We start from the raw sequence: 18,112 nt of genomic DNA, 5'->3' as shown, positions 1-18,112 counted from the left end.
GTACTTCAGCGAGGAGTGGGAAGCGATCGATTCGTAGGCCCGGATGAACTTTTCCGTCGCTCTCGTCGTTCCGCACGAATCGGTGACGCCGGTCACCGGCATAGCATCCGGAAACCGCGGCCGACGCTTTCCCTGACACGAGGTGGAACATGGCGAAACTTTCCGAGATCGACGCCTGGTTGGAAGAGAACCTTTCCGCTCTGCTGGCCGAACACGGGGTTCCCGGCGCGGCCGTCGCGGTCTTGGCCGGCGGCGAGGTGATCGATCACGCGGCGGGCGTGCTGAACAGGGACACCGGTGTCGAGTCCACAGTGGATTCGGTGTTCCAGATCGGCTCGATCACGAAGGTGTGGACGACGACGCTGGCGATGCAGCTCGTCGAGGAAGGCCTCCTCGACCTCGACAAGCCGGTCCGGAGCTACCTGCCGGAGTTCGTCCTCGCCGACGACGACGCGGCGTCGCGGATCACCGTCCGGCAGCTGACCTGCCACACGTCCGGTTTCGAAGGCGACATCTTCACCGACACCGGCGTCGGCGACGACTGCGTGGAGAAGCTGGTCGCGACGCTGTCGGACGTGCCCCAGTTGTTCCCGCCGGGGGAGATGTTCTCCTACAACAACGCCGCCTACTGCGTGCTCGGCCGCGTCATCGAGGTGCTGCGGGGCAAGTCCTACGACGACTGCCTGCGTGACCATCTCTTCGCCCCGCTGGGGCTGACGCACGCGGCCGCCGGGCCGTACGACGCGATCCGGTACCGCGCCGCGATCGGCCACCTCGCGCCGGCGCCGGACGACGAGCCGCGGCCCGCCGGGGTGTGGGCGCTGGCGCGGTCGAACGCCCCGGCCGGATCGACGCTCTCGATGCGTCCGCGCGATCTGCTGACCTTCGCGAGGATGCACCTGTCCGAGGGGCGCGCGGACGACGGCACCCAGGTGCTCCGGCCGGAGACGGTGCGATCGATGTGGGAGCGCCAGGTCGAGCTGCCCGACCTCGGCCTGATGGGCGGGGCGTGGGGCTTGGGCTGGATGCTCTTCGACTGGCCCGGCGGCCCGGTGATGGGCCACGACGGCGGCACCATCGGCCAATCGGCCTTCCTGCGGGTGGTCCCGGGCCGCAACGTCGCGGTCGCGCTGCTGACCAACGGAGGCCAGCCGCTCCACCTGTACGCGGACATCTTCCGGAAGGTGCTCGGCGACCTCGCCGGCGTCGAGGTCCCCGCCCTGCCGGAGCCGAACGCGGCGGCGGCCCCGGCCGACCCGTCCCGGTACGTCGGCGAGTACTCGTCGCGGGTGGCCGACACCGTGGTCAGCCAGGACGACGACGGCAAGCTGTGGATCGAGCGTGTGCCCAAGGGGGTGATGGCCGACACGGGCGGAGGAGCCGAGAAGACGGAGTTGCTGGCCTACAAGGACGACACCCTCGTCGCGAACTACAAGACGCACCCGGGCCTGCACTTGCCGCACGCGTTCGTCGGCGACGACGGCAACGGCCGGGCGCTGTACCTCCACACCGGGCGCGCCGACCGGCGGGTGAGCCGGTGAGCCGGATCGCCGGCGAGATCGAGGCGGTCTTCGCGGCCGCCGGGGCACGCGGATTCGTGCACGCGCGGGAGGTCGGCGTCTCCGACGGTCGCGAGGTCGCCGTGGGCGCGGACGATCCGGTCGTGCTCGCGTCGGTGTTCAAGATCCCGGTCGCCCTCGCCTACGCCAGGGAAGTGGTGGCCGGGCGGCTGGACGAGACCGAGCGGACCCTGGTCACCGCCCGGTACCGGATCGGGGGGATCGGCACCGCGGGCTGTGCGGACGACGTCGAGATGAGCTGGCGTGACCTGGCCCATTTCATGCTGACGATGAGCGACAACGCCGCGACCGACCTGGTCTACCACCGCGTCGGGCAGGAGGCCGTCGACCGCGTGCTCGCCGACCTCGGGCTCGCCAGGACGCGCTTGGTCGGCTGCTGCGAGGACCTCTTCGCCTCGGTGATCGCCGATCTCGGCGCGAAACCGGACGACGATCTGGAAGCCGTCTTCGCCGCCGCCACGCCCGAACAGCTGTGGAAGCTCTCGGTGCTCGATCCCGAACGCACGACGTCGTCGACGCCCCGGGAGATCACCGCGCTGCTGGACGCGATCTGGACCGACCGCGCGGGCGACCCGGCCGCCTGCGAACGCGTGCGGAAGATCATGGCGCGGCAGATCTGGCCGCACCGGATGTCGTCCGGATTTCCCGCCGGGGTCGCGATCGCCGCCAAGACGGGGACGCTGCCCGCCGTCCGCAACGAAGCGGGTGTCGTGTCCGATGTGGACGGTCGCCGGTACGCCGTCGCGGTGTTCACCCGCGCCGAATCCCTCGCCGACCGCCTGCCCGCGGTCGACGCCTCGATCGGCACGGCGGCGCGCCTCGCCGTGGATCACCTTCGCGCACTTTCCGTCGAATCGTAGGAGAACCGCATGAAGACAGCTCGGCTCACCGCCGCCATGGCGGGCGTGGTGGCCTTGACCGTGAGTGCGTGCGGGGGGACGTCGCAATCCGGGGAGGACCGGACCGCGAACCAGAAACCGGCCGACGGCAAGAACTTCACGTTGGGCCTGTCGACCGATCCGGGGACGCTCGACCCCGCCGTCACCGTGCTGTCGATCGCCAGGCAGATCGGGCGGTTCCTTTACGACGGCCTGATCAACCTCGACTCGGCGGGCAAACCGGTCGCGGGGCTGGCGGAGAAGTGGGAGGCCACGACGACCACGGCGAACTTCACCCTGCGCGACGGGGTGAAGTGTGCGGACGGTTCACCCCTGACCGCGCGGGACGTGGCCGCGAACATCAACCACGTCGGCGATCCGGCGACCAAGTCCCCGCTGACCGGTGTCAGTGTCAAGGCGGGCACGAAAGCGGTCGCCGACGACGCTGCCAGGACCGTCACGGTCACCAGCGGGGCGCCGGATTCGTTCCTGCTGCGCAACGTGGCGGGGGTGCCGATCGTCTGCGCCAAGGGACTGGCGGACCGGGCGTCCGTCGCGAAGGGACAGCACGGCACCGGCATGTTCACCATGACCGAGCTCGTGCCGAACGACCACTACACCCTCACCCGGCGCAAGGACTACACCTGGGGCCCCGGTGACTGGAAGAGCGAACAGCCGGGACTGCCCGAAAAAGTGGTCTTCCGCGTCGTGCCGAACATGACGACGACGGCGAATCTGCTGCTGTCCGGGGAACTCAGCGCGGCGCAGGTGACCGGACAGGACCAGCAGCGGCTGCGGTCGCAGAAGTTGTTCCACGCCGACATCGTCGTGCCGATGGGTGAGATCTTCTTCAACCAGGCGCCCGGCAGGCCCGGTCAGGACCAGGCGGTGCGCCGGGCGCTGACCCAGGCGCTCGATTTCGGCCAGATCGGCAAGGTGCTCACCACCGGCACCGGTCAGCCCGCCAAGGGACTCGTCACCGGAGAACCCTTGGCGTGCCCGGGCGATTCGGTCAACGGCAAGCTGCCCGCCTTCGACGTCGCCGCCGCGAAGGCCGGGCTCGACGCCGCGGGGTGGACGCCCGGCGCGGACGGAGTGCGGGCCAAGAACGGCAAACGGCTCGCGCTCACCGTCGTCTACGGCACCCAGGTCGGGCCGACGATGGTCTCGGCCGCGGAGCTGATCCTGCAGTCGTGGAAGAACATCGGGGTGGACGCCGTGATCAAGGCCGTCGACGGTCCCGGTACCAGCCAGGTGTTGTTCGGCACCGGTGAGTGGGAGGTGTCGCTGGCGCCGCTGGGCTTCGTCCTGCCCAGCCAGGCCGTCCCGTTCGTCTCCGGCGCGAAACCGCCGGAGGGCACGAATTTCGGGCATATCGAGAACCTCCGGTACACCGAGCTCACCGGCAAGGCGTCGGCGCAGGCGGGCGAATCCGGCTGCGGTGACTGGCTGGCCGCCGAATCCGCGCTGTTCGAACGGCTCGACGTGGTGCCGTTCGTGAACTCGACCATCCCGACCTTCGCGAACGGTGCGCGGTTCGAGATGAATCAGGGCCAGATCCTGCCGTCGTCGATCCGGATGTACTCCTGATGACGAGCGCCGTCGCGACGGCGGGCCGGGGAACCAGTCCTTGGCTGTCGTTCGGGATCCGCCGCCTCGGCCGGTTCGCGGTCTCGCTGTGGGTGCTGGTCACCACGGCGTTCCTGATGATCCAGCTGATCCCCGGCGACCCGGTCCGCGCGGCGCTCGGGCTGACCGCGCCCGCCGAGCTCGTGAACGCCCGGCGGGCCGCGCTCGGCCTCGACGACCCGCTCTGGAAGCAGTACGCCGACTACCTCGCCGGTCTCTTCTCTGGCGACTGGGGAACGTCGATGACCACCGGGGTGCCGGTCGCGGACGTCATCGGCGACCGGCTCCCCGCGACCCTGCAGCTGGCGTTGCCCGCCTTCGTGGCGGTCATCGCGGTCGCGATCCCGCTGGGCCTGCTGTTCGCCGTGCTGACCAGGGGCGGCCGTCGTCGTGGCGGGGAACTGGCGTTCACCTCGACGACGGTCCTGCTGGCCGCGATCCCGGAGTTCCTGGTCGCGGTGGCGCTGGTGGCGTTCTTCGCGGTCCGCCTCGGCTGGTTCCCGGTGGCGGGCAGCGAAGGACCGGGCGCGCTCGTGCTCCCGGTGATCGCGCTGGCGCTCGGTCCGGCGTCGGTCCTCTCCCGCATCGTCCGGGTGGAGACGCTTTCCGTGCTGGGCAACGACTTCATCCGCACCGCGCGGGCGAAACGCCTGCCCGCGCGGCTGGTCTACCTGCGGCACGCGCTGCCGAACGCGCTGACCGCGACCCTGACCATGGGCGGGCTGATGCTGACCGGGATGGTCGCCGGGACGGTGCTGGTGGAGAACGTGTTCGCCTGGCCGGGTCTCGGTTCCACCATCACGCAGTCGATCCTGCAGAAGGACTATCCGCAGGTCCAGGGAATCGTGCTCGTCTACGGCATCGGTGTCCTGCTGGTGAACCTGACGGTGGACGTGCTGCTGGCCGTCCTCGATCCGCGTTCGACGATCCGGGAGAACTGAGATGGCGAATCCGCGCGGGGCGAAATGGCTCGGGGCGCTGCGCACCCCGCTGGGCGCGTGTTCGGCCGCCCTGCTGGCACTGGTGATCGTGCTCGCGGTGCTGGCGCCGATCCTGTGGCAGGACCAGGCTTTCGAGATCGACACCAACGCGATCGCCCAAGGACCGTCGGCCGCGCACTGGCTGGGCACCGACGACCTCGGCCGCGACATCCTGTACCGCGTGCTGGTGGCGACCAGGTTGTCGATCGTGCTGGCGCTGCTCGCCACCGCGCTCGGGGTGGTGACCGGGCTCGTGCTCGGCACGCTGCCTTCGGTGCTGCCGCGTCCCCTCGCCAGGTTGGTGATCGCGGCGGTCAACATCGCGGTCGCCTTCCCCGGGCTGCTGCTGGTGTTGTTCTTCTCGGTCATCTTCGGCGTCGGAACGCGGGGCGCGGTGCTGGCGGTCGGTTTCGCGCTGGCGCCGGCGTTCGCGCGGCTGGCGCAGACGATGGCCGCTTCGGTGGCCGGACGGGATTTCGTCGCGGCGGCCAGGATCTCCGGCGTCGGCCGGATCCGGTTGCTGTTCCGGCACATCCTGCCCAATATCGGCGAACCGCTGGTGGTCAACGCGACCATCGGCGCCGGCGGGGCACTGCTCGCCTTCGCCGGTTTGTCCTTCCTTGGCATCGGCGTGCAGGCCCCGGAATACGACTGGGGGCGGATCCTCGGCGAAGGACTCAACGGCATCTACGTCAACCCGGCGGCGGCGCTGGCGCCCGGTGTCGCGGTCGTCCTCGCGGGGCTCGCCTTCAACCTGGTGGGGGAGACCGTCGCCGGGGTGATCGGTGTGCGCACCGGGTTGCGGAAACTCCAACCGCGGCCGGTCACTCCGGCCAGGGACGACGCCGGGGAGACCCCCGACGACGCCGTGCTGGTCGTGGAGAACCTTCAGGTCGCGTTCCCGAATCCGGCGGGCTGGACCGTTTTGGTGCGCGGGGTGGGTTTCACCGTCCGGGCCGGCGAGGCGATCGGTGTCGTCGGCGAGTCGGGCTCGGGCAAGAGCTTGACCGGGCTGGCGGTGTCGCGGCTGGTCGAAGCGCCGGCCGTGGTCACCGCGGACAAGCTCGAATTCGCCGGGAAACCGGTGCTGACGACCCCGGAACGGGAGTTGCGAGGCCTGCTCGGCACCTCGCTGGCGATGGTCTTCCAGGACCCGATGACCTCGTTCAACCCGACCAGGCGGATCGGCCGCCAACTGGCCGAAGTCGCCGAACAACATCAGGGACTCCCGCGTGCCAAGGCCTTCGAGCGCGCGGTGGACCGGTTGCGCGCGGTGCGGATCCCCGCCGCCGAACGGCGTGCGCGGCAGTATCCGCACGAGTTCTCCGGCGGGATGCGGCAGCGCGCGATGATCGGCATGGGCCTGATGGGCGACCCGAAGCTCATCATCGCCGACGAGCCGACCACGGCGCTGGACGTCACCGTGCAGCGGCAGCTGCTGCGCCTGCTGGCGCGGACCAGGGCCGAACGGGATACCGCCATCATCCTGATCAGCCACGACATCGCGGTCGTTTCGCAGACGTGCGAACGCATGCTGGTCATGTACGCGGGCCGGGTGGTGGAGGACCTGCCGACCGCCGGGACACCGCGGCATCCGTACACGCGGGCCTTGCTGGCCGCGACACTCGACCTCGAGACCGATCGCGACGCGCCGCTCGCGGTGATCCCCGGCCGCCCGCCGGAACCCGATCGGGTGCCCACCGGCTGTGCTTTCGCGGACCGGTGCCCGGCGGTGACCGATCGGTGCCGTCTCGAAGATCCGGCGCTGAAGCGTGTGGAGCCCGGGCATCGCGTCGCTTGCTGGTATCCGGCGCCGCTTTCCGCACCCGTCAAGGAAACCGTGACCGCAGGAGGTGCGGAGTGAGCGATCTCGTCTTCGACGCGGTGAGCGTGCGCTACGGCGGCAGGCGCGGGCTCACCGCCGTCGACGGAGTAGCGCTGACCGTCCCATCCGGACAGGTCGTGGGGCTGGTCGGCGAATCGGGATCGGGGAAGTCGACGCTGGCCCGCGCGGCTGTCGGGCTCTCGCCGATCAGCGCCGGGCGGGTCCTGCTGGGTGGCGTGGACGTCCGCGAGCTGCCCCGCCGCCCGCCGTTGCAGATGGTGTTCCAGGATCCGTATTCCTCTTTGGACCCTCGGATGAGCATCGGGGAATCGATCACCGAAGCGATCCCGCGTGGCGTCCTCCCCGGACGCGCGGCACGTCGCGACGAGGTCGCCCGGCTGCTGGAGCTGGTCAACCTCGACCCCGAACGCGCCGGACATCTGCCGGGGCGGCTTTCCGGCGGCCAGCGGCAACGGGTGGCGCTCGCCCGCGCGCTGGCCGGGCGGCCCGAGGTGCTGATCGCGGACGAGATCACCTCCGCGCTCGACGTCTCGGTGCAGGGCGCGGTGCTCAACCTCGTCCGGTCCGTGCAACGGCGGCTCGGCCTGTCGATGCTGTTCATCTCGCACAACCTCGCGGTGATCCGCTACCTCAGCGACATCGTCGCCGTGATGTACCTCGGCCGGATCGTCGAGGTCGGCCCGGCCGAGCAGGTGCTGACCGATCCGCGGCATCCGTACACGCGTGACCTGCTCGCCGCGGCGCCGTCGGCGACCACCTCGCTGCTCGGCACGGGCTCGGACGAGGCGACCGCCGATGCTGAACCCGCCGACCCGCACCATCCGCCCGGCGGATGCCGTTACCACCCGCGCTGCCCGGTCGGCCCGCTCGTGCGCGCCGACCGCGACCGCTGCCTCCACGTGGATCCCGCCGACGGCGCGGCACACCGGCGTCACTCGGCGGCCTGCCACTTCAGCGAAAACGAGCTCACGATCCCCAGAGGAGCAAACGCATCATGACCCGACGTCTCGGTCTCGACGACCTGTACGACATCGCCGTCCCCAGCCAGCCTTCGCTGTCCCCGGACGGTGACCGGATCGTCTATGTCCTGCGCACCGCCGACCGTGACGAGGACCGGACCGTGCACGCGCTCTGGGAGGTCGGCGCGACCACCGGCGAAGCCCGGCCACTCACCCGCGGAACCGCCGACCTGGCCCCGAAATGGGCGCCGGACGGCACGCGCGTCGCGTTTCTCCGTGCCCAGGACGGACCGCCGCAGGTGTGGTTCCTGCCGTCGTCGGGCGGGGAGGCCGAGCAGATCACCGAACTCCCGCTCGGGGCGGGTGCGCCGGTCTGGAGCCCGGACGGCGGCAAGATCGCCTTCTCGGCCGCGGTCGACCTGGCCGGCGGGGAAGCCGCGCCGAACGCGCCGGTGGTGGCCGACCGGCTGGACTTCAAGGCCGACGGCGCCGGGCTGATCAAGACCATCCGCAAGCATCTGCATGTCCTCGACGTCGCCACGCGCGAAGTCCGGCAGGTCACCTTCGGCGACTGGCACGCCAGTGATCCGGCCTGGTCGCCCGACGGTACGCACCTCGCCTTCTCGTCCGGTCAGGACGGCGACGCCGATCTGACCTTCCGCTCCGGTGCGTACGTGCTCGACGTGACCGCCAGAACCGCCGAGCCGCAACTGATCGGTTCCGGTGAGGGCATGGCGGGCACGGTCGGCTGGACCGCCGACGGAGGCGCGCTGCTGGTGGTCGGCCGGGCCGACACCGAGGTCGGTCATCTCGGGTTGTGGCGTGTTCCGCTCGACGGCGGGGATCCGGTCGAGCTGACCACGTCCCTGGACCGCAACGTGATGCCCGGCGGCCCCGGCTACCCGGGAGCCCTGCCCCAGGTGACGGAGGACGGAGCCGTGCTCTTCGGTGTCCGGGACCGCGGCTGCACCCATCTGTACGAAGTGGACGGTGAGGGCGCGCGTGCGGTACTGGCGGGCGCGGATCGCGTGGTGTCCGGAATGGACATCGCGGCCGGGCGGGTCGTGGTCGTCCTGGCGACGGGCGATTCGTACGGCGAGATCGCCGTCGTCGACCGGGTCACCGGCGCCGTCGACATGCGCACCGAGCACGGCGCCTCCGTGGCCGAGGTCGAGCTTTTCCGCCACGAGGAACGGGAATTCACCATCGGCGACGGCACCGTCGTCCACGGCTGGCTGCTGCGGGACCCGGCGCGGTCCGGCGCCGCGCCGCTGCTGCTCGACATCCACGGCGGCCCGCACAACGCCTGGAACGGCGCGGCCGACTCGATCCATCTCTATCACCAGGCACTCGTCGCGCGAGGCTGGGCGGTGCTGCTGATCAACCCGCGGGGCAGCGACGGTTACGGCGAGGACTTCTACACTGCCGCCGTCGGCGGCTGGGGCGTCGCCGACGCGGCCGACTTCCTGGAGCCCTTGGATCACCTTGTCGCCGAAGGGATCGCCGACGCGGATCGGCTGGCGGTGGCGGGTTACAGCTACGGCGGTTTCATGACCTGCTACCTGACCAGCCGCGACAACCGGTTCGCGGCCGCCGTCGCCGGTGGCGTGGTCAGCGACCTGACCAGTATGGGTGGCACGTCCGACGCCGGGCACTACCTGGCCGTCGGTGAACTCGGCGGTCCGGCGTGGGACAAAGCCATCGAGCGGTTCTCGCCGTTCGCGCAGGTCGAGCGGGTACGAACACCCACGCTCGTCATCCAGGGCGCGAACGACGACCGGTGCCCGGTCGGCCAGGCCGAGCAGTGGTTCGGCGCCCTGCGCGCGCGGGGCGTCCCGTCCCGGCTGGTGCTGTACCCGGACGCTTCGCACCTGTTCATCCTCGACGGGCCGCCGTCGCACCGGCTCGACTTCACCCGGCGTGTCCTCGGCTGGGTCGAGCAGTACACGGCGCCCGCCGACGGACCTTCACGGGTGCCGATCGAGGCCGCGCACTGGCGGCGACGGCTGGCCGAGCTGGCCCGCAAGCACCGCGTTCCCGGGGCGGCGCTCGGCATCACGCGGATCGGTGATGGCGTGGAAGACGCTGAGGTGCTCGCGTCCTACGGCGTGCTGAACACGAAGACCGGCGTCGAGGTCACCGACGACTCGGTGTTCCAGATCGGCTCGATCTCCAAGGTGTGGACCGCGACCGTGGTGATGCGGCTGGTCGACGAGGGCCTCCTCGAACTGGACGCGCCGATCGCGGACGTTCTGCCGGAATTGCGGCTGGCCGATCCCGGTGTGGCCGGGAAGGTCACCATGCGTCATCTGCTGACGCACACCAGCGGTATCGACGGCGACGTCTTCACCGATACCGGCCGCGGCGACGACTGTCTCGAACGCTACGTCGAAGTCCTCGACCAGGCCGCGCAGAACCATCCGCTCGGCGAGACTTTCTCCTACTGCAACTCGGGTTTCGTGGTCATGGGCCGGGTGATCGAGAAGCTCACCGGGCTGACCTGGGACGCGGCGATGCGGGAGAAACTGTTCGCCCCGCTCGGTCTCACCCACACCGTGACCCTGCCCGAGGAGGCATTGCTCTTCCGGGCGGCCGTCGGTCACGTGGCCAACGGAGACGAGGATCCGGCGCCCGCACCGATCTGGGGACTGCCTCGGAGCATGGGGCCCGCCGGCCTGATCACCGCCACCGCGAAGGACGTGCTCGGCTTCGCGCGGCTGCACCTCACCGGCGGGCTGACCCCGGCGGGGGAACGGATCCTGACGACGGACTCGGCCACCGCGATGGCCGAGAAACAGACCGATATCCCCGACAAGCACTCGCTCGGCGACTCCTGGGGGCTCGGCTGGATCCGCGACACCTGGGGCGGGCAGCGCGTGCTCGGCCACGACGGCAACACGATCGGCCAGTCGGCGTTCCTCCGGCTCCTGCCCGGTCAGGGGCTCGCCATCACCCTGCTCACCAACGGGGGCAACACCCGGGACCTCTACGTGGAGCTGTACCGGGAGATCGTCGCCGAACTCGCCGACGTCGCGATGCCCCGGCCGCTCGAACCGCCCGCGACTCCCGTCACCGTCGACGGATCGAGGCATGTGGGCGGCTACGAACGGGCGGGTGCGCGGATGGACGTGCTGGCGGCGGGGGAGGGGGCGGGACTACGGCTGCGGCAGACCGCCACCGGACCGCTCGCCGAACTCCTGGCGGAGAAGACGCAGGAGTTCGACCTGGTCCCGGTGACCGATTCGCTGTTCGTCTGCCGCGAGCCAGGGACGCGGACTTGGATGCCGGTCACCTTCTACACGCTGCCGACCGGGGAGCAGTACATGCACTACGGCGTACGCGCGACGCCGAAGACTTCCTAGCCGGCCGCGCCGGGAAGCGCGTGAAGGCCTCCTTCCCTCGGCTCAGCCGGGGGAAGGAGGCCTTCACGCGCTCGGACGGCCGCGTACATGAATCGAGGCGAAAGAGGGTAATCCCCAGAAGGCCGGCAACACCCGGCGCGGGGCCTTCGTGGCGCTCGCGGTGGGGCTCCTCGGCATGGCGGGCGGCGGTTACGTCGTTGCCGCCGCCGCGGGTGGCCCCGGCACCGGCTACGGAATCGTCGGCGGGTACATCGCCCTGGTGATCGGGTTGCTCGCCGCGATCCTCGGATGGCTGGCCCTGTCGCGCGCCCGCCGCGTGGCCTGACCGTCCACAAGGGACAGTTAGTCCGTGAAGGCCTCCTTGAGGGACTCTGGGTCCCTCAAGGAGGCCTTCACGGACTACGCGATCGCCACCGCGACCCCAGCAGTTTCAGCAGGTGCGCGTGAAGGCCCCCTTCCCTCGGCTCAGCCGAGGAAACTCGACCTTCACCCCTCGCCCAGTAGGTGAAGGGGTCCTTCAGGTACTCAGGTGAACGAAAGCGTCAGTGATGCGCCGGGTAGCGGGCGCGAAGTTCGTCCGCGGCCTTGCCTTCGGTCAGCTGGAGGAGATAGGCGTCCACCGGGGCGTGGGAACTGAGTTCGGTGAAATGCCGGTGGACGATCGCTTCGACCTCCTCGCGGCGGGCGGGGAAGCGCTCGGTCAGCGCGTCGACCAGTTTCTCGAGGTTTTCGTCGCTGGGTGGCAGGTGTGGCGGGTCTGCGGTCATGACTACTCCACGATCTCGGGAGACGGCACCGAACGACGATAACGGTCGCAGTGCGCCGAGGTCTAGATCCATCAACCTGTATTGATGTATCTTCGGCGCGTGGCGACCGTCGAGATGTCCGAGCCGCCGCCGTTCGTACGGCTGGCGAGTGATCCGCTGCGCTGGCGGCTGCTGCGCGAGCTGTCCCACGGCGACCGCCGGGTGCGCGAGCTGGTGGAACTGGTCGGGCAGCCGCAGAACCTGGTGTCCTACCACCTGCGCAAGCTGCGGGCCGCGGAGCTGGTCACGGCACGGAGAAGCAGTTTCGACGGGCGTGACACCTACTATCACCTGGACCTGGGGCAGTGCGCGGACGCGCTCGCCGAGGCGGGGAGTTCGCTGCATCCCGCGCTCGTGCCGAACCCGGCGGACGGGAGGAGCACCGGTTCCCGGCTCAAGGTGCTGTTCGTGTGCACCGGCAACAGTGGACGGTCGCCGATGGCCGAGGCGCTGCTGCGGCACCGGGCCGGTTCGATGGTCGAGGTGGCCAGCGCGGGCAGCCGTCCGAAACCGCTGCATCCGGACGCCGTGCGCGCCATGGCCGAACGCGGTATCGTCCTGACCCACGAACCGTCCCATGTGGACGGTCTCCGGCACCGGCGATTCCATTGGGTGATCAGCCTTTGCGACCGGGTCCGCGAGGTCTGCCCGGAATTCCCCGGCCATCCGCGCGTCGTCCATTGGAGTCTGCCGGACCCGGCGCGGGAGATCGACGACGCGGGCGAGACCTATCCGGCGTTCCGCCGCCTCGCCGCCGAACTGGACCGCCGGATCGGGTTCCTGACCGCCCGGCTCGGGGTGAAGAACCCGAACGATGAGGTGAAGAGGACATGACTTCGGACCTGGTGAGTGTGCGGTACCTGGGTTTCACCGTCCGCTCCGGTGCGGTGCCCGCGTCCGGGAATCTCCGGCTGCCGCTCAGTGGCCCGGCGAGTTCGGCGAGCGCCCGGTTCCGCGGTGTCGAGCTGTGCCAGCCCGCCGCCCGGTGACGCGGCACGACGAGCAGGAGCCCGTGATGCCGCTCAGCTCCACTCAGGACGCCGGCCTGGGAACCGTCCTGCGCGAATGGGGCCGGATCGGCTGCGTCGGTTTCGGTGGCCCGCCCACCCATATCGCCCTGCTCCGCAAGTTGTGCGTGCAGCGCCGGGGCTGGCTGTCGGATCAGGAGTTCGAGGACGCGATCGCCGCCTGCAACCTGCTGCCCGGCCCGGCGTCGACCCAGCTGGCGATCTTCACCGCGTGGCGGGTGCGCGGCCGCGTGGGGGCACTGGTCGGCGGCGCGGCGTTCATCGTCCCCGGCCTCATCGTGATCTTGGCGCTGGCCGCGCTGTTCCTCACCGGATCGCCGCCCGCGTGGGTCCGTGGCGCCGGTGCGGGAGCGGGTGCGGCGGTCGCCGCCGTCGCGGTGCACGCGGGCGTCGGCCTGATCCCGGCGGGATGGCGGCGCGCGGCCGCCACGGGGCGCGTGCGCTGGGCGCTGTATGTCGTCGCGGGTGTCGCGTCGGCCGCCTTGGTCGGTCCGTGGCTGGTGCTCGTCCTGCTGGGCTGCGGCCTGATCGAGCTGAGCGTGAACCGCGCACGCCGCGGCGAGTCCACCGCCGCCCTGTTCGCCGTCCCCGTCCAATCCTGGGCCGCCGCGGCCGCGGGCGCCGGTGTGTTCGCGTCGGTGGCGTGGGTGTCGCTCAAGGTGGGGATGCTGTCCTACGGCGGCGGTTTCGTGATCATCCCGCTCATGCAGGACGACGCGGTGAACACCTACGGCTGGATGACCGCGGGGGAGTTCCTCAACGCGGTCGCGCTCGGCCAGGTCACCCCGGGGCCGGTCGTGCAGACCGTCGCCGTCGTCGGCTACGCGGCGGCAGGGCTCGCCGGCGGCATCCTTGCCTCGCTGGTCGCCTTCACCCCGTCGTTCCTCTTCATTCTCTTCGGTGCCAAGCACTTCGACCGGCTACGCGGCAACCCGAACGTGCGGGCGTTCCTCGACGGCGCCGGCCCGGCCGCCGTCGGCGCCATCCTCGGCTCGGCGATCCCGCTCGCGCTCAGCCTGACCCAGGCATGGCAGTACGCCGTACTCGCCGGTGCCGGGGTCCTGCTGTTCGTGTTCAGGCGTGGAGTGGTGACCACGATCCTGGTCGCGGCCGGTGCCGGAACCGTTCTCGCACTCGCCGGAGCGCTCCTGCCGAGCTAGCTCAACCCGCGGGTGGTGACGACGCGCGCGTTGCCGTCGGCCAGGTGATACGACAGCCCGGCGACGGCGGTCTCGCCGGCCTCGATCTTGTCGGCGAGCAGCCGGGAGCGGTCGACGAGGAGGTCGACGGTGTGGCGGATGTGCTCGTCGATGATGTCGTCGTTGTCGGTGAGCCCGGCGGCCTGGGCGGCGAGGACACTCGGGGTGACCCGCTCGATGACGTCGCGGACGAAGCTGTTGGTGCCGAGTCCGTCGGTCAGCGCCGCGCGGGTCGCGGCGACGGCGCCACAGGAGTCGTGGCCGAGGACGACGACCAGGGGAGCCTTGAGGATGCTGACGGCGTACTCGATGCTGCCCAGCACCTCGGAACCGGCGACATGGCCCGCGGTGCGGACGACGAACAGGTCACCCAGCCCGCGGTCGAAGATGATCTCGGCGGCCAGTCGCGAGTCGGAACAGCCGAAGAGGACGGCGAACGGGCTCTGCTGGGGAGCCGTTTCGGTGCGGCGTACCGCGTCCTGGTTCGGGTGTTCCGGGGTTCCGGCGACGAAGCGCCGGTTACCGGAGAGCAGAAGGTCGAAGGCCTCGGAAGGGGTCGGCGGCGCGTCGCTCATGATCGGGACATTACCTGGTGCCACCACGACGGGCATCACGCCGGTCGCGCCATCCGCCGGTGACATGCCTCGATGAGCGGATACGCGTCCCGATGCCGCTGCGCCTGCTCGAGGGCGGCGATCGTGACCGAGGTCTCGACCAGGAGCTCGCAGCGTTCCCGGCGCCGATCCACAAAGGCCTCCAGCGCCTTCCGGATGTCCTGACGGCGATCCAGTTCTTCGGCCAGGATCACGCCGTCCTCGATGGCGAGCGCGGCCCCACTGGCCAGCTGCGGTGAGGGAGCGTGCGCGGCGTCGCCGATGAGGACGCTTGGCCCGTCGGACCACGGCGCGTCGACGAAGGCGGTCTGCACGGGACGGCGAACGATCGAACCGGACCGTGCCACGTGAGGCCGGATCTCGGCGACGCGGCCGGTGAACGGTGCCAGCAGTTCCGCCATCCGCGGGGCGAGGACGGCGTCCGGGAGCACGTCCGGTCGCACCCCGTTCTCGGTGAGGAAGACGTAGGCGCGGCTCGCCGAGATCGGCACGACGCCGGTCTGATGGCGGCTACCGGCGAAGGTGTGGATGCCGGTGGCCCAGCCCGGGCGGGGCACGAGCGCCCGCCACACCATCTGGCCGTGGTACCGGATCGGGGCGGAGCGGCCGAGGAGGTCGCGGACGGTGGACCGGATGCCGTCGGCGCCGACGAGCAGGTCGGCGGTTCGCGTCGTCGAGTCGGTCAGTTCGGCTTGTGCCCCTCCGTTTCCCGGGAGCAGGCGGGAAACACTGAGTCCATAGTGGATTCGGACGCCGAGCCGCAGAGCCTCCGCGCGCAGGATCCGATGCAGTTCCGGGCGCGCGATCCCCGCCATGGCCGGACGATCGCGGCCGATCAGGCGCGGGAGACCGATCGTGGTCTCCGCTCCCTCCAGGTCCACGTTGGTGATCACGCTCATGCCGTACCCGCGGGCGAGGCACCGGTCGGCCAGCCCCAGCGCGTCGAGTGCCCGAAGCGACGGGCCGGTCAGGCTGAGCCCCCAGCCGGTGGTGGCGGCCTCGCCGCCCGCCTCGATGACCTCGACCCGCCAGCCTCGCCGCGCCAGCGCGCTCGCCGCCGTCAAACCCGCGATCCCCGCGCCGGTGATCAATGCCGAACAGGTGCCGTCCATGACCCTCCAAGCCGTTGTATGCGCCCAAGTTAGGCCGGTCGCCCGGGCCGTCCTGTCCGGTTCCGGCGGCCGTTGTCCGGATCCGGCGAGCGATCGGTGACATGATCGACTCGTCGACAAGGAGGTGATCGGCGTTGTCGAGCCCGCTCCGCGACTTCGTCCTCACGAAGTCCGGAAATCCGGTGAACCTGCTCCACTCCGCGGCCCGGCTCTTCGGCGGGGCGGTCGCCACCAGCCCTCTCGGCCCCTTCGACGGCGGCGAGCACGAGGTACGCGGCGTCGTCGCGGAGGATTTCGCGGTCGGTTACTTCGCCTCCTCGCTCGCGGTGCGGGTCGGCCCGGTGCCCGGCGGGGACTCGTACTTCGTCAATCTGGGGCTGGCCGGGGAGATCTCCGCGAGCCGTGACGGCCGTCAAGCCGTCCTCTGCCGGACGAAGGCCGGGGTGGTCAACCCGGGCGACGTCCAGGAGCTACGCCCGAACGGGCCGGGGACGAAATTCCTGGCCCTGCGCATCGACGCCGGACTGGTCCAGCGTGAACTCGCGGCGCTCGCCGGGCGCCCGACCGGTTCCGCCGTGCGGTTCGACCTTCCCCTGGACCTGTCCGGGCCGCGGGGGAGGACGGTGAGACTGCTGATCGGCTCCTTGATCGCACAACTCGACTCGGCTGATCCGCTTTTCCAGCGGGAGGAACTGCGGCGGAATCAGGTGCGATGCGTCGTGACCGCGCTTCTGCTGGCCCAGCCGCATACCCACACCGCCGTGCTGCGAGGCGCTTCCCGGCCGCCGCAGCCCAGGGCGCTGCGCGCCGCCGTGGCGTACATCGAAGCGAATCTGCCGGAGCCGATGTCCCTCGGCCGGATCGCGCAGGCGGCCGGGTGCGGGGCGCGGACGATCGGCGACGCGTTCCGGGAGAAACTCGGGACGACACCGATGGGGTACGTCCGCGACCTCCGGCTGGATCGGATCCGCCACGACATCCTGACGACCGGCGACCTGATCGGCGACATAGCCCACCGCTGGGGCATGACCCATCTCGGCCGGTTCGCGGGCGAGTACCGCGCGCGGTTCGGTGAGCTACCTTCGGCGACGCGTCACTGATCGAGTCGCGCGGCGACGGCGCGCATGGCGCGGCCGACGGCCTGGAGGTCTTCCGGCGCGATCACGTCGACGAAGTGTTCGCGGACGGTGCGGAGGTTGTCCGGCGCCGCGCGGACCAGGGTCTCGTGTCCCTTGTCGGTGAGCCGGGCCCGCACGCCACGGCCGTCATCGGCGGTCGACTCCCGCCGGACCAGCCCGCGGGTCTCCAGCCCGCCGACGCGGTGCGACAGCCGGCTGCGCGAGTAGTACGCCGATTTCGCCAGGTCCGCCATGCGCATCGACCGGCCGGTGGCTTCGGACAGCCGCACCAGGAGTTCGTATTCGGCCAGGGAAAGGCCGTGCTCTTCGCGCAGCCGCCGGTCGAGCAGGTCGATGAAGCGCACGGAGCCTTCGATGAACGCCCGCCAGTCGCGCTGCTGTTCCGTGTCGAGCCAGTTGGTCACAGCACACACCGTAACAGTTGACGACTTCAACCACTTCGGCCTAGATTTGGTTGAATACTTCAACTAGATGGGAACGCGATGACGCACGAAGCCTGGGTGATGCAGGAGAAGGACGCGGAGGTCGTCGAGAAGCCCGCGTTGTGGTTGCTGGCCGACGGCGAGCACACGGACGGGTTTCTCGGCGCGAACCGGTTGTCGCTCCGAGCCGGGGAACCCGGCACGAAACCGCACTACCACAAGAAATCCGCGGAAGCCTTCTACGTGCTGGAAGGAGCGCTACGCATGCTGGTGGGCGCGGAAACGGTCACGGTCGAGCGCGGAGGATACGTGGTGATCCCGCCGGGCGTGCGGCACGCGTTCGCCGCGCCGCCGGAGCAGGGCGCGGACGTCCTCATCACGCTGGCGCCGGGCGTCGACCGGTTCGGCTATTTCCGCGTCCTGCCCGAGATCCTGCGCGGGAACGTCGCGCCGGAGGAGGTCGAGCGCCTGCACGAGCGGTACGACGTCCACTTCGTCGACGCGCCGGAGTGGGCCGAGCACAGCGCCTAGCGCCCGGCAGGCATGATTCGATGGAGC

At 70.5% G+C, this 18,112-nt stretch carries 16 protein-coding genes and 1 pseudogene; 13 read left to right on the top strand and 4 right to left on the bottom strand.

Features of this window, described 5'->3' with window-relative positions; genetic code table 11:
• Nucleotides 1–149: 149 nt before the first annotated feature.
• From ACLJQ7_RS28780 to ACLJQ7_RS28745, 8 genes and pseudogenes are all read left to right on the top strand, one after another.
• Entirely contained in the window at nucleotides 150–1,541 is a 1,392-nt protein-coding gene (locus ACLJQ7_RS28780; protein WP_410651280.1) for a serine hydrolase domain-containing protein, read from the top strand.
• Complete coding sequence (locus ACLJQ7_RS28775) at nucleotides 1,538–2,440, top strand: serine hydrolase (protein ID WP_410651279.1); 903 nt, start codon at nucleotides 1,538–1,540, stop codon at nucleotides 2,438–2,440. The genes ACLJQ7_RS28780 and ACLJQ7_RS28775 overlap by 4 nt, the downstream gene beginning before the upstream one ends.
• Before the next feature lie 9 nt (nucleotides 2,441–2,449).
• Entirely contained in the window at nucleotides 2,450–4,048 is a 1,599-nt protein-coding gene (locus tag ACLJQ7_RS28770) for an ABC transporter substrate-binding protein (protein ID WP_410651278.1), read from the top strand.
• On the top strand, nucleotides 4,048–5,028 hold the full coding sequence (locus ACLJQ7_RS28765) for an ABC transporter permease (RefSeq protein WP_410651276.1): 981 nt from the start codon (nucleotides 4,048–4,050) through the stop codon (nucleotides 5,026–5,028). Before ACLJQ7_RS28770 ends, ACLJQ7_RS28765 begins: the two co-directional genes overlap by 1 nt.
• Nucleotide 5,029: 1 nt before the next feature.
• A complete protein-coding gene (locus tag ACLJQ7_RS28760) occupies nucleotides 5,030–6,931 on the top strand; it encodes a dipeptide/oligopeptide/nickel ABC transporter permease/ATP-binding protein (RefSeq protein ID WP_410651275.1) in 1,902 nt (633 codons plus the stop codon).
• Nucleotides 6,928–7,911, top strand: a complete 984-nt coding sequence (locus ACLJQ7_RS28755; RefSeq protein ID WP_410651274.1) for an ABC transporter ATP-binding protein — start codon at nucleotides 6,928–6,930, stop codon at nucleotides 7,909–7,911. The genes ACLJQ7_RS28760 and ACLJQ7_RS28755 overlap by 4 nt, the downstream gene beginning before the upstream one ends.
• The gene (locus tag ACLJQ7_RS28750; protein WP_410651273.1) at nucleotides 7,908–11,234 is read left to right on the top strand and encodes a serine hydrolase; all 3,327 of its coding nucleotides are present in this window, start codon (nucleotides 7,908–7,910) and stop codon (nucleotides 11,232–11,234) included. The genes ACLJQ7_RS28755 and ACLJQ7_RS28750 overlap by 4 nt, the downstream gene beginning before the upstream one ends.
• 121 nt (nucleotides 11,235–11,355) lie before the next feature.
• Nucleotides 11,356–11,559: pseudogene (locus ACLJQ7_RS28745) on the top strand (DUF6223 family protein); the annotation flags it as partial.
• A gap of 217 nt (nucleotides 11,560–11,776) precedes the next feature.
• Here ACLJQ7_RS28745 and ACLJQ7_RS28740 read toward each other — a convergent pair.
• A complete protein-coding gene (locus tag ACLJQ7_RS28740; RefSeq protein WP_410651272.1) occupies nucleotides 11,777–12,001 on the bottom strand; it encodes a three-helix bundle dimerization domain-containing protein in 225 nt (74 codons plus the stop codon).
• An 84-nt stretch (nucleotides 12,002–12,085) separates the two neighbouring features.
• On the opposite strand from ACLJQ7_RS28740, the gene ACLJQ7_RS28735 reads away from it, so the two are divergent.
• From ACLJQ7_RS28735 to chrA, 3 genes are read left to right on the top strand one after another with little or no spacing between them, the layout of a single operon-like run.
• Nucleotides 12,086–12,874 (top strand): ArsR family transcriptional regulator, encoded by a 789-nt coding sequence (locus ACLJQ7_RS28735; protein ID WP_410651271.1) that lies wholly within the window; start codon nucleotides 12,086–12,088, stop codon nucleotides 12,872–12,874.
• Entirely contained in the window at nucleotides 12,871–13,029 is a 159-nt protein-coding gene (locus ACLJQ7_RS28730; protein ID WP_410651270.1) for a hypothetical protein, read from the top strand. Before ACLJQ7_RS28735 ends, ACLJQ7_RS28730 begins: the two co-directional genes overlap by 4 nt.
• Nucleotides 13,008–14,228, top strand: coding sequence for a chromate efflux transporter (gene chrA / locus ACLJQ7_RS28725; protein WP_410651269.1), 1,221 nt, complete (start codon nucleotides 13,008–13,010; stop codon nucleotides 14,226–14,228). Before ACLJQ7_RS28730 ends, chrA begins: the two co-directional genes overlap by 22 nt.
• Here the strand turns inward: chrA and ACLJQ7_RS28720 are convergent.
• Nucleotides 14,225–14,842 carry a carbonic anhydrase gene (locus ACLJQ7_RS28720; protein ID WP_410651268.1) on the bottom strand — a complete coding sequence of 206 codons (618 nt, stop codon included), beginning with the start codon at nucleotides 14,840–14,842 and terminating at the stop codon, nucleotides 14,225–14,227. The two genes, chrA and ACLJQ7_RS28720, sit on opposite strands and share 4 nt — an antisense overlap.
• A gap of 35 nt (nucleotides 14,843–14,877) precedes the next feature.
• Entirely contained in the window at nucleotides 14,878–15,993 is a 1,116-nt protein-coding gene (locus ACLJQ7_RS28715; RefSeq protein ID WP_410651267.1) for an FAD-dependent monooxygenase, read from the bottom strand.
• 134 nt (nucleotides 15,994–16,127) lie between these two features.
• On the opposite strand from ACLJQ7_RS28715, the gene ACLJQ7_RS28710 reads away from it, so the two are divergent.
• Nucleotides 16,128–17,093 (top strand): AraC family transcriptional regulator, encoded by a 966-nt coding sequence (locus tag ACLJQ7_RS28710; protein ID WP_410651266.1) that lies wholly within the window; start codon nucleotides 16,128–16,130, stop codon nucleotides 17,091–17,093.
• Here ACLJQ7_RS28710 and ACLJQ7_RS28705 read toward each other — a convergent pair.
• On the bottom strand, nucleotides 17,087–17,536 hold the full coding sequence (locus tag ACLJQ7_RS28705) for a MarR family winged helix-turn-helix transcriptional regulator (RefSeq protein ID WP_410651265.1): 450 nt from the start codon (nucleotides 17,534–17,536) through the stop codon (nucleotides 17,087–17,089). The genes ACLJQ7_RS28710 and ACLJQ7_RS28705 overlap by 7 nt on opposite strands.
• A 78-nt stretch (nucleotides 17,537–17,614) precedes the next feature.
• Here ACLJQ7_RS28705 and ACLJQ7_RS28700 point away from each other — a divergent pair, with 78 nt between their 5' ends.
• Nucleotides 17,615–18,085, top strand: a complete 471-nt coding sequence (locus ACLJQ7_RS28700) for a cupin domain-containing protein (protein ID WP_410651264.1) — start codon at nucleotides 17,615–17,617, stop codon at nucleotides 18,083–18,085.
• The last annotated feature ends 27 nt before the right edge of the window (nucleotides 18,086–18,112 follow it).

The organism is Amycolatopsis sp. cmx-4-54 (assembly GCF_046548895.1).
In the GTDB taxonomy this organism is placed as follows: domain Bacteria; phylum Actinomycetota; class Actinomycetes; order Mycobacteriales; family Pseudonocardiaceae; genus Amycolatopsis.
The sequence above is the reverse complement of the archived record's forward strand: the minus strand, read 5'-3'. Positions and strand labels throughout refer to the sequence as shown.